This window comes from Micromonospora sp. MP36, assembly GCF_008119785.1.
Taxonomy (GTDB): Bacteria; Actinomycetota; Actinomycetes; order Mycobacteriales; family Micromonosporaceae; genus Micromonospora.
This window is the reverse complement of record NZ_VSFA01000051.1, coordinates 39,728-51,542: the sequence shown is the minus strand read 5'-3', so window position 1 is coordinate 51,542 and position 11,815 is coordinate 39,728. Positions and strand designations below refer to the sequence as shown.

The 11,815-nt window shown below is 71.7% G+C and carries 12 protein-coding genes; 4 read left to right on the top strand and 8 right to left on the bottom strand.

The window, feature by feature from the left end; genetic code table 11:
- Nucleotides 1-127: 127 nt before the first annotated feature.
- The 3 genes from FXF52_RS26460 to FXF52_RS26450 form a co-directional block, all read right to left on the bottom strand.
- Entirely contained in the window at nt 128-1,159 is a 1,032-nt protein-coding gene (locus FXF52_RS26460; protein WP_148801037.1) for a M14 family zinc carboxypeptidase, read from the bottom strand.
- A 193-nt stretch (nt 1,160-1,352) separates the two neighbouring features.
- Nucleotides 1,353-2,072, bottom strand: coding sequence for a hypothetical protein (locus FXF52_RS26455; RefSeq protein WP_148801036.1), 720 nt, complete (start codon nt 2,070-2,072; stop codon nt 1,353-1,355).
- Nucleotides 2,065-2,625 carry an RNA polymerase sigma factor gene (locus tag FXF52_RS26450; RefSeq protein WP_255472366.1) on the bottom strand — a complete coding sequence of 187 codons (561 nt, stop codon included), beginning with the start codon at nt 2,623-2,625 and terminating at the stop codon, nt 2,065-2,067. The genes FXF52_RS26455 and FXF52_RS26450 overlap by 8 nt, the downstream gene beginning before the upstream one ends.
- Before the next feature lie 127 nt (nt 2,626-2,752).
- Between FXF52_RS26450 and FXF52_RS26445 the strand changes: the two genes are divergently transcribed.
- Entirely contained in the window at nt 2,753-3,970 is a 1,218-nt protein-coding gene (locus tag FXF52_RS26445; protein WP_255472365.1) for a YncE family protein, read from the top strand.
- A gap of 82 nt (nt 3,971-4,052) precedes the next feature.
- Here the strand turns inward: FXF52_RS26445 and FXF52_RS26440 are convergent, their stop codons facing one another.
- The 4 genes from FXF52_RS26440 to FXF52_RS26425 form a co-directional block, all read right to left on the bottom strand.
- Nucleotides 4,053-5,042 carry a transporter gene (locus FXF52_RS26440; protein ID WP_148801034.1) on the bottom strand — a complete coding sequence of 330 codons (990 nt, stop codon included), beginning with the start codon at nt 5,040-5,042 and terminating at the stop codon, nt 4,053-4,055.
- The gene (locus FXF52_RS26435) at nt 5,039-5,929 is read right to left on the bottom strand and encodes an ABC transporter ATP-binding protein (protein ID WP_148801033.1); all 891 of its coding nucleotides are present in this window, start codon (nt 5,927-5,929) and stop codon (nt 5,039-5,041) included. Before FXF52_RS26435 ends, FXF52_RS26440 begins: the two co-directional genes overlap by 4 nt.
- A gap of 11 nt (nt 5,930-5,940) precedes the next feature.
- Nucleotides 5,941-6,357, bottom strand: a complete 417-nt coding sequence (locus FXF52_RS26430; RefSeq protein ID WP_148801032.1) for a GntR family transcriptional regulator — start codon at nt 6,355-6,357, stop codon at nt 5,941-5,943.
- 197 nt (nt 6,358-6,554) lie between these two features.
- Nucleotides 6,555-7,808: a hypothetical protein gene (locus FXF52_RS26425; protein WP_148801031.1), complete on the bottom strand. Its 1,254-nt coding sequence runs from the start codon at nt 7,806-7,808 to the stop codon at nt 6,555-6,557.
- 165 nt (nt 7,809-7,973) lie between these two features.
- Here FXF52_RS26425 and FXF52_RS26420 point away from each other — a divergent pair, with 165 nt between their 5' ends.
- Together FXF52_RS26420 and FXF52_RS26415 are read left to right on the top strand one after the other, a co-directional pair.
- The gene (locus tag FXF52_RS26420) at nt 7,974-9,176 is read left to right on the top strand and encodes a cytochrome P450 (protein WP_148801030.1); all 1,203 of its coding nucleotides are present in this window, start codon (nt 7,974-7,976) and stop codon (nt 9,174-9,176) included.
- Nucleotides 9,177-9,466: 290 nt separating this feature from the next.
- Complete coding sequence (locus tag FXF52_RS26415; protein WP_148801029.1) at nt 9,467-9,826, top strand: ankyrin repeat domain-containing protein; 360 nt, start codon at nt 9,467-9,469, stop codon at nt 9,824-9,826.
- A 70-nt stretch (nt 9,827-9,896) separates the two neighbouring features.
- Here FXF52_RS26415 and FXF52_RS26410 read toward each other — a convergent pair whose 3' ends face one another.
- The gene (locus tag FXF52_RS26410; protein WP_148801028.1) at nt 9,897-10,790 is read right to left on the bottom strand and encodes a sigma-70 family RNA polymerase sigma factor; all 894 of its coding nucleotides are present in this window, start codon (nt 10,788-10,790) and stop codon (nt 9,897-9,899) included.
- 128 nt (nt 10,791-10,918) lie between these two features.
- On the opposite strand from FXF52_RS26410, the gene FXF52_RS26405 reads away from it, so the two are divergent.
- Complete coding sequence (locus FXF52_RS26405; protein ID WP_148801027.1) at nt 10,919-11,815, top strand: MarR family winged helix-turn-helix transcriptional regulator; 897 nt, start codon at nt 10,919-10,921, stop codon at nt 11,813-11,815.

Here is an 11,815-nt window from a genome sequence, read left to right as displayed (position 1 = left end):
GTGTGCCTGAGCCGGGATTGGCTGCGGTGGCCGCTGCGCCGCAATGACAGCACACCTTCAGCGCACCCGTACCTGGCGCCGCGGTGGGCCTTACCGGACGTGGGTGCCCACCGCGGCGCTGGCGTGGTCAGACCTGGCCGCACGGCACCTGGCTGGCGAACGGCAGGTTGGCATACTGGGACACGTCGTGCGACATCAAGGATCCGTCAGCAGCGGCCAGCAGAACCGCCATGGTCGGGATCCGGAACAGGTTCTCGAGCTGCCCGTTGCTCTTCTGGCCGACGGAGCGTACCTCGTAGAAGATGGCACCCCGGGTGGGTGTCTGCGCCACGGGCTGCTCACCCGCCGGTGCCGTGCCGCCCATGAGCATGCGGCTGAGCACGGCGTTCGTGATGTCGATCAGCGGATAGTGCGCGACGTTGGCGAGTCCGTAGCGGTCGAGCGCGTCGACGCTCACCATGGCCATCTGCCGGTTCGTGAGCCACTGCTCGGCGGTCATCCGTGACGGGTCGATGGACCGGGCGCCGATCTGGAACTGGTTGAGCTGGTCGGTGCCGTTGACCACGGGCGCCTCGCCCATGTGGTGCAGGTCGAGCGCGAACTGCGGGGCGACCTGGCGCCACAGTCGCCAGAAGGCGGCGGACTCCGGCTGGGCGAAGTTCTCCCAGTCGCGGTTGAGATCGATGCGGTTGGGGGTCGTGCTCTGCCGGATGTTCGCCTCGGAGCCGTCGGGGTTGTACATCGGGATCACCACGACGGTGAGCTTCTCGCGGATCAGGCGTGCCTGCGGGAACCCACTGGCGAGGTGATCGAGGATCTGGAGCACCGCCTCGGTACTGTGCAGCTCATTGCCGTGGATCCTGGCCTGCAGCCAGAAGGTCGTGGGACCGCTGCCGACCGTCGCGTACAGCAACTCGCGCCCCTCGCCGGAGGTCCCGGCCGAGTCGACCCTGACCAGTCCCCCGCTGGTCCGTTCGATCCGATCGAGTACCTGACGGACATCGTCGTACCCGGCGACGCTGGACAGGCTCACATTCTGGCTCGGCTGCAGGCATGGACCGCCCGGTAGCTGTGCCGGGCTCGCGGAGGCCGGCGGACCGCCGGTCAGGACGGTGGTGAGCAGACCGGCCGTGGCGAGCGCCGCGAGGGTTCTACGCATCGATGCTCCTCCGATCAGAAAGAGGCGAGTCACAGTGGCTGATGGCTTGACGACTTCGTATCCCGGGTCCGCCACAGTGGACAAGTCTTGTCTTTCCCGTTCGAGCGGGGTAGCAGGGTATTGCCGGACGGCCTTGGAGACCTCGGCCGTACGGGCATGGACATGCCGGGAGGCGCCCGCCGAGTCGGGTCCCCTACCGCAGCGAGCTCGCGATCTCGATCGCGTCGGCCTGGGCGAGGTCACCTTCGAGCCGGTAGCTCACGCCCGCCTCCTCCCAGATCAGGGTCGACGCGGCGAGCCGTGCCGTCGCCACCCGGGGCGTGCCCGTGCGGTCCACGTAGGCCAGCGCGTGCGGGCCGGCGACCCAGACGGCGAAGTCGCCGTTGACCTGGACCCATTCGACGGCCGGCCCGCTGGCCTGCTTCTGGAACACCGGGTCGAGCCCGCCGTCGAAGGCGTCGACGCGCAGGGCGCCGCCGCGGTAGAGCAGCGTGGCCACGCGATACCTGCCGGTGCTGTCGGGATCGGCGATCAGCACCTGCTCGGGCGGGCCCAGCTTGGCCGGCACGCGGATCGGGAACTGCACCATCCGCTGCGCTTCGTCGAGCGCGGCGGCCTGCTGCGAGGGCAGCGGCGACGGGTCACCCGTGGGCAGGGTCGGTGTGGGCGATGTGGTGATGGTGATGCCCGCGAAGCGCAGCAGCCCCGCCACGGCGTCGGCGAGGGCGGCCCGTCCCGGCGGGAGCAGGGCGACGAGCAGGGCGACCAGCGCCGCGGCGAGGTAGTAGCGCCACCGGCGTCGCCGGGGCGCGGGTTCGGCGAGGCGGGCGCGTACCCGGGCGGTCACGTCGGGTGGGTCGGGTGTGTCGAGCCAGGCGGACAGCTCGCGCAGCTCCCGTTCGAGGTCATCCACGGTGGACCTCCTCGACGCTGAGCAGGCCGCGCAGCTTGGCCAGGGCCCGCGAGGTCCGCGACTTCACGGTGCCTCGGGGCCAGCCCAGCATCGTCACGGTCTCGTCCTCGCTGAGGTCGAGGAAGAACCGGCAGACGATCACCTCGCGGTCCTTCACCGGTAACCGGCGTAGGGCCTGCACCAGCATGTCGCGCCGTTCGCCGGCGAGGACGGCGCCGATCGAGGTGTCCTCGGCGACCTGCGGCTCCGGGTTCGCCTCCGCGGCCCGCAGGACGAGGCCGTCCCGCCGGCTGCGCGACCGGTGCAGGTTGCGCGTCTCGTTGCCGACGATCGCGAGGAGCCAGGACCGGAAGGAGGACTCGCCCCGATAGCGAGCGAGATTGCGGTATCCCTTCACGAACGCCTCCTGGATGACGTCCTCGGCGTCCGGACCGGCGCCGAGCAGCACCGCCGTCCGGTACGCGGAAGCGGTGTGCCGGGCGACCAGGAGTTCGTACGCCTCCAGGTCACCAGCCCGAGCGCGGGTGACAAGCTCTCCGTCGTCCAGTGCCAACCTCCCCGATCACCCTTGATGACACCGCCCACGCCGTGCGGGTTCCATCCCCGTTGCGGTGGAACTGCGGCGGGCCCGGCGGTGTCACCCGGGCATGATGGCAACGACAAGGATCTCGCGTCGCAGCATGCTGGCCGTGCTGGCCGGCACCGGCGCCGCCACGCTCGTCGGCTGCGACCCCGCTCGGGACGCGGCGACCGCCGTCCCGATTCCCGACGCCCTGCTCGTCGAGCTCGACCACGGGCTCGGCGTGCTGCGGGGCGCCGACCGACGGTCGATCCCGCGCTCCGTCGCCACCGCCGACGGCTCGGCGATCTACGCCACCGCGCCCGACGGCGCGGACACCGCCTTCTGGCGGGTCGACACCACCACCGGCGGCACCTCACCCCGGGTCCGGCTGCCCGGGCGCTGGCTGCCGCAGGCCGTCTCGGCCACCGGCACGCTGGTGGCGCTCACCGCGCACCCGCTGAACGCGGCGCAGGGACGCCCGCAGGGGCGGGAGGTGACCCCGGTGCTGATCGCCGACGTCACCGGGGTGCGGCACCAGCTGGAGCTGCGGGGCAACTTCGTGCCGGAGACGTTCACCGCGGATCTCGCCGGACTCTTCGTCCTCGAATGGCTTCCGGCGAAGGCGCCGGACCGCTACCGGGTCCGCCTCGTCGATCTCGCCACGAAGGCCGCCGGTCCGCTCTACACCCGGACCAAGGCGGCGATCCCGCCGGGCGCCGAGGAGGAGATGCGCGGCGATGGGCGCCAGGCCGTACTGGCACCGAACCGCGGCACCCTCTACACCCTCTACACCCATCAACCCGACCACCAGCACACCCGCGACCTGGTCAGCGGGCGGCCGGGCAACGCACACGCGTTCGTCCACACACTGAGCCTCAGCGCGCGGTGGGCGTACTGCGTGGACCTGCCGCATCCGTTCGGGGAGGCGCCCACGAGCGGCCACGCCATGGCGGTCAGCCCCGACGGGGGCCGGCTCTTCGTCGCCGACGTCACGTCGGGCACCGTCGCGGAGATCGACACCGAGGAGCTGACGGTACGCCGCACCGTGCCGGTGGCCCGGGCCACCGGCACGGGGCACGCCGCCGCCGACGGTGAGAGGCTGTTCCTCGGCGCCGGCACGGTGGTGCGGAGCCTGGACCTGGCGCGTCTCGGACCGGCCGCTGAGTGGCCGGTCCGCGAGGCGGTCACCGGCCTCGTGTTGGGCCCCGACGGCAGGCGGCTGTACGTGGGCCAGACCGGGGCGGTGAGCTGGCACGATCCCGCCACCGGCCGCGAGCTGGGGCGCGTCGCCGTACCCGGGCTGGTCGCCGTGCGTGGCCTGGCCGGACGCGGCTGACCGGCCACGCCGGGCACAAGGGTGCGCGACAGGCGTGATCGCCGGCCCCCGCAGGGACCGGCGATCACCGCTGGTGTGTGCCTCAGGCGATGCGGCGGATCATGCGGATGGCGAGATAGAGCAGGATCACGGCGAGGGCCACGAAGATGCCCGTCTCGATGCTCTGGAACAGCCAGAACCGGTCCGCCGGCTGATACAGCTGCCAGTTGTAGGCGCCCGGCCCGAGGCCCAGCTCGGCGCCGCAGGCCCGGCCGTCCGGTCCCTTCGTCCCTGGCGGGCAGACGATCTGGGAGTCGGCCAGCACCATCTTTCCGTCAGCGTTGCGGACGCCGCTGGCGAGGATCCAGTCGCCGCGGTCCATCCTCGGCCCGTCCGCCCCGACGATCGGAAAGGTGAGGGTCTCGGCGGGCTGGTAGTGCGGTCTGGCCAGCGTCGCCATGGCCGCCCGTACGCCGACGAACCCGACGAGGGTGACGGCCATGGCCGGGAGCATCTTGCGCCAGACGGTGCCGGCGAAGATGCCGAGCGCCACGGCGAAGAGGGTGTAGCCGATCGGGACGATCCCCTGCAGGTCGAAGACGATGACGCCGAGGCGGCCCTGCTGCGCGGCCTGGGTCAGCGGGCTGACCCACCAGGACATGCCCAGCCCGTAGCAGACCGCGGCGATCACCGTGGCGGCGCCGACCAGCCCGAACTTGACCAGCGCCCAGTGCGTGCGGCCCACCCCCTGGGTCCAGACGAACCGGTGGGTGCCGTGCTCCACCTCGCGGGCGACCAGCGGGGCGCCCCAGAACAGCCCGACCAGCATCGGCAGCACGAGCAGCAGGACGGCGACCAGGTTCAAGCTGCCGTACCGGGTGGTGAAGCGGTGGAACGCCGCGTTGCAGGAGTCCTGGGTGCTTCGGGCGACGCCGGCGTCGGCCAGCTGGCGGACACAATCCGGCAGCCCAAGCTCGGTGAACGTGTGCCGCATGGACAGGCCGATGGGGATCATCAGGGCGGCGAGCGCCGCGAACCCGAGGAGGGTGAACAGTGCTTGTCTGCGGTGTTGCCGCCAGGCCAGCCAGATCATGCCGGCACCCCCCATGCGGTGTGGCTCGCGGCCGGGTCGCCGTCGGCCAGGTAGGCGAGGATGACGTCCTCCAGGCCGACGTCCCGGACGGTCCAGGAGGGATCGTTGATCGGCCCGTCGGTGCGGACCAGCAGGGTGGACTGCCGGTCGGTGTGGCTGGCCCGGACCACCGCGGCGACGCCGCCGATCGGGCCGCCGTCGTGTCGGGGGCCGACAAGTTGCCGGTGCTCGGCCACCAGGTCATCGGCCGCGCCGGCGAGTTGCACCCGGGCGGCGTGCAGCACGATCAGGTAGTCGCAGACCCGCTCCAGGTCGGCCAGCAGATGCGACGAGAGCAGGACGGTGGTGCCGGCGTCGGCGACGCTGCCCATCAGCGACTGGAGGAACTCCCGCCGGGCCAGCGGGTCCAGGCTGGCGACCGGCTCGTCGAGCAGCAGCAGCCGGGGCCGTTTGGCCAGCGCGAGCGCGAGCGCCACCTGGGCGCGCTGCCCGCCGGAGAGTTTGCCGACCGGCCGGTCCGGCGGGATGCCCAGCTGGGCCAGCCGGGTGCGGGCCAGCGCCGTGTCCCACCGCCGGTTCAGCTTCTCACCGGCGGTGACCAGTTCCGCGGCGGTGAAGTCCCGGTACAGCGGGGTGTCCTGGGCGACGAACCCGATGTCGGCCAGGATCTTCGTGTTGTCGTACGGCGCTTCGCCGAACACCCGCACCGCGCCGGCGTCGGGCCGGAGCAGGCCCACGGCCAGGTGCAGCAGGGTGCTCTTGCCCGCCCCGTTCGGGCCGACCAGGGCGGCGATGCGCCCGACCGGCAGCTGCAGCGAGCAGTCTCGCAGCGCCCAGGTGCTCCCGTACCTCTTGCCGAGCTGGTCGGCCTGCAGAGCCACATCCATCGGCTGTCCTCTCATTCCGCTCGCGCGGGTTCCTTGTGTGGTGCGTCGTCGGCGAGGGCGGCCCGCAGGGTGGTCTCCACCAGGGCGATGACGTCCTCGGGCGTGAGCCCGGCCGCCTGCGCCCGGTGCAGCCAGGCCACCAGGTCCTCGCGCAGCTCCGCCTGGTTGGGCAGGGACGCGCCGGCCAGGCTGCGCTCGACGAACGTGCCGACCCCCGGCCGCCCGGCGACCAGGCCCTCGATCTCCAGTTCGCGGTACGCCTTGAGCACCGTGTTCGGGTTGATCGCCAACGACTGCGCGACGTCACGCACCTTCGGCAACTGGTCGCCTGGGGCCAGCAGGCCGACCCGGAGCGCCTGTTTCACCTGCTGCACGAGCTGCAGGTAGGTGTTCACCTTCGACCGACTGTCCAGCACGAACTCGATCACTCGAGACGATCCTCTCTATTGTCCTACGACAGTAGGACTAGTGGGCAGCATCATCGGGAAAACAGCCGCTGTCAAGGGCAACCTTGGCGTGTCACGCCCGCGTGTTGGTCCGGCCGCGCCGGCTTACCGGCACCGTTGGCGGCGCGCCGGGCACGGCGTCGGCGCGCGGCAGCGCCGTGAGGGGCCGGCGGAAGCGGTCAGAAGTGGCCGCCCACGCCGTAATCGGTGACCCAACTGCCGATCGACCGCCGGCTGCCGCTCGACGGCCTCGGTATCGCGGGGAATGGGCTGGCCCGGCCCGCGGCCGCCGCGACCTCCTCGAATCGCCGGCGGAACGGCCACGAGGGCTGCGCCGCCTGCTTCGCGCACCAGGCCCGCAGCCGGCTGCCGTCCGGGTCCAACCGGTCGTACGCCGCCCACTGCCCGGTGAGGAACAGGAAGGCCGGCTGCTTCCGTTCGTCCGCGGGCAGCAGGCCAGCGTCGACGACGGCGGCCCGCGCCTCGGCCACCCCGAACAGGGCCGCCCGATCGCACAGCGCTTCCCGGACCGGCCCCGGCGGCACAGCCCGCAGGGCCCGCTGGCAGGCGTCCACGAAGTCCGGTGGCGCCCACAGGTCCACCCCGAACAGCAGCGCGGTGACCACCAGGCTCGCGACCTGCTCGCTCGCCGTGGCGGGAAGGGGATCGGGGCGTCCCTTCAGGATGGCGATGAGCACCCGGGAAACCACCGCCTCGTAGGGCGGTCGATCGTCCGGCTGCGGGGTGTCGGTGACCTCCAGAGGCAGGTGCGGGTTGGCGAGCACGATCCCGGTCAGCGGGGCCGGCCGGGTGCCGTGCCACAGGCTGGCCCGGGTCACCTCGTTGCCGGAGGTCGCCGACCCGTACCTGCGGGCCTTGCCAACCAGGCGGTAGAACTCCGCCTGGAGCGCCCGGAGCAGGTCGGGCTGGCCGGTCGCCCGGAGCAGGTCGACGAGCGTGCGCCGGAGCGGGTCGTCGACCACATACAGGGTCGCCTGCACCAGCCACGACGCCACCTCGTACCGGCCCGGCCGCGTCGCGGGCACGGCAGGCCCGTCCAGATACCACGCCAGCCGGGTCACCGGAGGTCCTGCCGTGGTCGGGGCGGGCGCCATCAGCAGGGCCGCCGCCCGCCGAGTCACCCGGTGCCAGCCGCCCGGGACCATCCTCGCCTCAAGCATCGAGACGAGGACCCGCTGCAGGAACCGGGGATCGTCGCAGCGTGCGTCGAGAGCGTGCATCGCCTCGTCCGCCGCCCACCCATCAGCCGAGAGGCACGCGATGCCTACCACGGCGTCGAGGAGATCCTCATCGTCGTCCGTCCGCAGGCGCTCGCAGAGCCGGGTGGTGGCCCACCGCGACAGTCGGCTTCCGGTCGGGCCGATTGCCGCCAACGCCCGTTGCTGCATCCAGTTCCGCATCCGGGAGCCCATGTGTCCAGCTTCGCTCACGTACGCCCGCGTGCGCTCCCGCCCGCGCCCGACCGGCCGACTGGTGCAACGGGTCTGCTGCCTCGGCCGTCCGACGGCTGAACGCGGCCCATGGACGGCGCCGGGCATGATGCAAGACACCGCACCCGTCTGCAGGGGAGACACAGGATGGATTGTCAGACGGCGCTGGCATCGCTGTTCCTGCCGGAGGGACGCCTCGATCCGTACCCTGCCTACGACGCGATCCGGGCGCACTCACCGATCTTCCAGGCGTTGGACGGCCGCTGGTTCGTCACCACCCACGCGCTTACCAGCCGCCTGCTGCGTGATCCGAGTCTGCGCATTGCGGACGCCGCCGCGTACGACGGCTTCTGGCCGGACTGGCGGCAGAACCGTGGGGTCGCCTCGGTAGTGCTGTCCATGCTGCAGACCAATCCGCCGGACCATACCCGGGTGCGCCGGGCGGCCGCGGCCACCTTCACCGCCCGCCGGGTCGCCGCGATGCGCGACGTCATCGCCGGACAGGTCGAGGACCTGATCAAGGCGATGCCGGCCAGCACGGATTTCATGAGCGCGTTCGCGTACCCGCTGCCGATCGGCGTGATCTGCGCGCTGCTCGGCATCCCCGAGGCGGACCAGCTGTGGTTCCGGCAGCACGCCGCCGACTTGACCGTGGTGCTGGAGCCGATCAGCACGGACGAGGAGATGCGGCTGGCCGACGTAGCGGGCCGGGAACTCGAGGCCTACTTCGTCGACCTGATCAAGCAACGCCGGCGTGCCCCGCAGGAGGACCTGACCAGCGCGCTCGTCGCCGTGCACGACGACACCGCCGGTGCCGGGCTGACCGGCGAGGAACTGCTCGCCAACCTGGTGCTGCTGCTGGTCGCCGGCTTCGAGAGCACCACCAACCTGCTCGGCACCGGCATCCAGATCCTGTTGGAGCATCCCAGGCAGGCGGACCGGTTACGCGCCGACCCGCACCTCGCGCCGGCATTCGTCGAGGAGATCCTGCGGTACGACTCCCCGGTGCAGCTCACCACCCGGTTCACGACCGGCCCGCTGGATCTCGACGACGGGCTCCGGCTCGCCGGCGGCGCGGAGCTGACCATGCTGCTCGGTGCCGCCAACCGCGACCCGGCGCGCTACCCCGACCCGCACCGGTTCGACCCGGACCGTCCGAACATTCAGCCCATCTCGTTCGGCGGCGGCGCCCATTACTGCCTCGGCGCGCCGCTGGCCCGGCTGGAGGCGCAGGTCGCGTTCCCGCTGCTGCTAACCATGCTGCCCCGGCTGAACCTGGCCGCCCCGGGCGAACGCCGCGACCGCCTGGTGCTGCGCGGCTACGCCACGCTGCCGGTCACCACCGGCTGACCTGGCCGCACCGCGAAGACGAGGGATTTCGTGTCGCAAGGAGGCTGCGACCAGGTGCCATGTAGCGCTGAGTAGCCAGGCTGGGCATCTTACGTGGTCGGCAGGCTGAGCTGGAGGCGTTTGGGAGCGGCGGTGCCGGCGGCTTCCAGTCGTCAAAAAGCGCCGTGGTTCGGCTAGTTCGCCGGGCCAGGCGGCTTTCGTCAGGCAGCAGCCGTTCGAGCACCTCGCCCTGTCACATCGGCTCGTCGGCTGGGCTCATAGTACGAGTGCAAACACGCGAGGAGGACACGATGCAGTTTGAAGAAGCCGTCGAGGCGGCCGACGAAGCGACGATGCGGTCGATGCTGGCCGCCGACCCCGGGCTGCGCGAACGGCACGCAGACCTGGTTACGCGGATGGCCGAGGCGCGCAACTGGTCAGCGGTCCGGCTGCTGATCGATCTTGGCTTCGGCGTCAACGGTGTCACCGCCGCCGGTGCCACCGCCTTGCACTATGCGGCGGCTGCTGGCGAGCTGTCGATCGCGCGCCTGCTGGTCGAGCACGGTGCCGACCACACCGCCCGCGAACCCGGGTTCAACGCGCAGCCGGCGGGCTGGGCGCAGTACTTCAAGAAGCCGGAAACCCAGAAATATCTCGAGTCCCTGGCCTGATGCCGCGCCGCTACGCGGCATCAGCCCCCGGCTCGTCGAAGGATGGCTCGGTCGCCATCCCGCTCCGCGTTCACCGCCCTGTTCGCTCCGTCCGGTTGAGGAGGGCGGACGCGAGGCGGTGGACGCGGTCGGGGTCACGGACAACGTCGATCCTGACGATCTTGTCGCCCGCGACGGTGTAGGCCATGACAGAGAACGGCCGCCCGTCGCGGGTGATCAACGTTCCGATCGCGCCGTTGACCAGGGCGGGGCGCAGTTGGCCACCACGTGGGGCGCGGGCCTGCTTGGCCACGGCTGGCGCGCCGCGGACGACGGTTGGCGGCCGGGTGGTGCCGAAGTCGGTGCGCAGGACGACGTCGGGGGCGAGGACCTGGACGAGGGCGTCGAAGTCGCCGGTCCACGCAGCCGCGTAGAAGGCACGGACGGCCTGCCGCTGGCGCGCCAGATCCGGATCGGGTGATGGGATCTCGGCATCGTGCACCCGGCGCCGTGCCCGGCTGGCGAGTTGCCGCGCGGCGGCCGGGGTGCGGCCCGCAATGCCGGCGATCTCCTCGAAGGGCAGGTCGAACATGTCGTGCAGCACGAACGCCAACCGCTCAGCAGGAGTGAGCTGGTCGAGCACGACGAGCAGGGCCAAGCTCACCGAGTCGGCCAGCAACGCCTCCTGCTCGGGGTCGAGGTCCCCGTCCGGGATGACAACCAGGTCGGGCAGGTGCGCGGCCAACGGATCCTCCCGGCGGCGTCGGCGGGAGCGCAAAATATGCAGGCACTCCCGGGCCACGACGGTGGTCAACCATCCGCCGAGGTTGTCGATCTGGTCCGCGTCGGACCGGCTCAGCCGCAGCCAGGCATCCTGAACAGCGTCGTCCGCGTCAGCCAGCGAGCCGAGCATTCGATAAGCCACCGCCCGCAGGCGGGGTCGGTGCTGCTCGAAACGCGCGGCCAGCCGCTCATTCTCATCCATCGGTCACACCATTCCATCGCCAGGGCTCAGAGAGACGAACCCTCAGGCATGGCGAATGTGACACGTCTGGCCCGGCTCACATTGTTTCAGTCTGGCGACCCCAGGTATGCCTGACTAAGGTCAGACATATGGATGCGGAGCTCATCGCCGCCGTACGGCGGTTCAACCGGACAGTGACCCAGCGGGTGGGCGCGCTCGACGACGAGTACATGGCTCGCGGGCGTCCCCTCGCGCAGGCGCGTCTGCTGTGGGAGATCGGTCCCGGCGGCGCCGAGGTCGCCGCGCTGCGCGCGCGGCTCGGCCTGGACTCGGGCTACCTGAGCCGGCTCCTGCGCACCCTCGAGGGCGACGGCCTCGTCACCGTGGGGCCGGCCGACCAGATCGGTGGCGACGGGCGGGTACGGGCCGCCGCGCTCACCGAGACCGGCCGGGCCGAGTGGACGGAGCTCGACAAGCGCTCCGACGAGTTCGCCTGGTCCATCCTCGAGCCGCTGCCCGCGCACCGCCGCCAGCGGCTCGTCGCGGCGATGGCCGAGGTCGAGCGGCTGCTCGTCGCGTCGATGGTGATCATCACGCCGTGCCCGCCGAGCGACCCGCGGGCCCGGGCGTGCGTACGGGCCTACGCCCGGGAGGTCGCGCGACGGTTCGATGACGGGTTCGACCCGGCCCTGAGCAATGCCGTCCACGACGACGAGCTCGTCCCACCCGCGGGCGTGTTCCTGCTCGCCACGCTCAACGACGAGCCCGTCGGCTGCGGCGCGGTGAAGCTCCACCGCGACGCGCCCGCCGAGATCAAGCGGGTCTGGGTGGCCGACGCGGTGCGCGGGCTCGGGCTCGGGCGGCGGCTGCTGGGCGAGCTGGAACGCTACGCCGCCGAGCGCGGCTGGGCCGCCGTCCGGCTGGACACCAATCGCAACCTCACCGAGGCGATAGCGCTGTACCGGGCCGCCGGCTACCGCGAGATCGCGCCGTACAACACCGAGCACTACGCCCACCACTGGTTCGAGAAGTGCCTCGCGCCGTAG

What these genes read in the sequence shown, in the direction of transcription:
- FXF52_RS26405 (WP_148801027.1), top strand. Translation starts at nt 10,919, where the DNA reads ATGGATGCGGAGCTCATCGCCGCCGTACGGCGGTTCAACCGGACAGTG.
- FXF52_RS26420 (WP_148801030.1), top strand. Translation starts at nt 7,974, where the DNA reads ATGGATTGTCAGACGGCGCTGGCATCGCTGTTCCTGCCGGAGGGACGC.
- FXF52_RS26445 (WP_255472365.1), top strand. Translation starts at nt 2,753, where the DNA reads ATGCTGGCCGTGCTGGCCGGCACCGGCGCCGCCACGCTCGTCGGCTGC.
- FXF52_RS26460 (WP_148801037.1), bottom strand. Translation starts at nt 1,159, where the DNA reads ATGCGTAGAACCCTCGCGGCGCTCGCCACGGCCGGTCTGCTCACCACC.
- FXF52_RS26425 (WP_148801031.1), bottom strand. Translation starts at nt 7,808, where the DNA reads ATGGGCTCCCGGATGCGGAACTGGATGCAGCAACGGGCGTTGGCGGCA.
- FXF52_RS26415 (WP_148801029.1), top strand. Translation starts at nt 9,467, where the DNA reads ATGCAGTTTGAAGAAGCCGTCGAGGCGGCCGACGAAGCGACGATGCGG.
- FXF52_RS26435 (WP_148801033.1), bottom strand. Translation starts at nt 5,929, where the DNA reads ATGGATGTGGCTCTGCAGGCCGACCAGCTCGGCAAGAGGTACGGGAGC.
- FXF52_RS26440 (WP_148801034.1), bottom strand. Translation starts at nt 5,042, where the DNA reads ATGATCTGGCTGGCCTGGCGGCAACACCGCAGACAAGCACTGTTCACC.
- FXF52_RS26410 (WP_148801028.1), bottom strand. Translation starts at nt 10,790, where the DNA reads ATGGATGAGAATGAGCGGCTGGCCGCGCGTTTCGAGCAGCACCGACCC.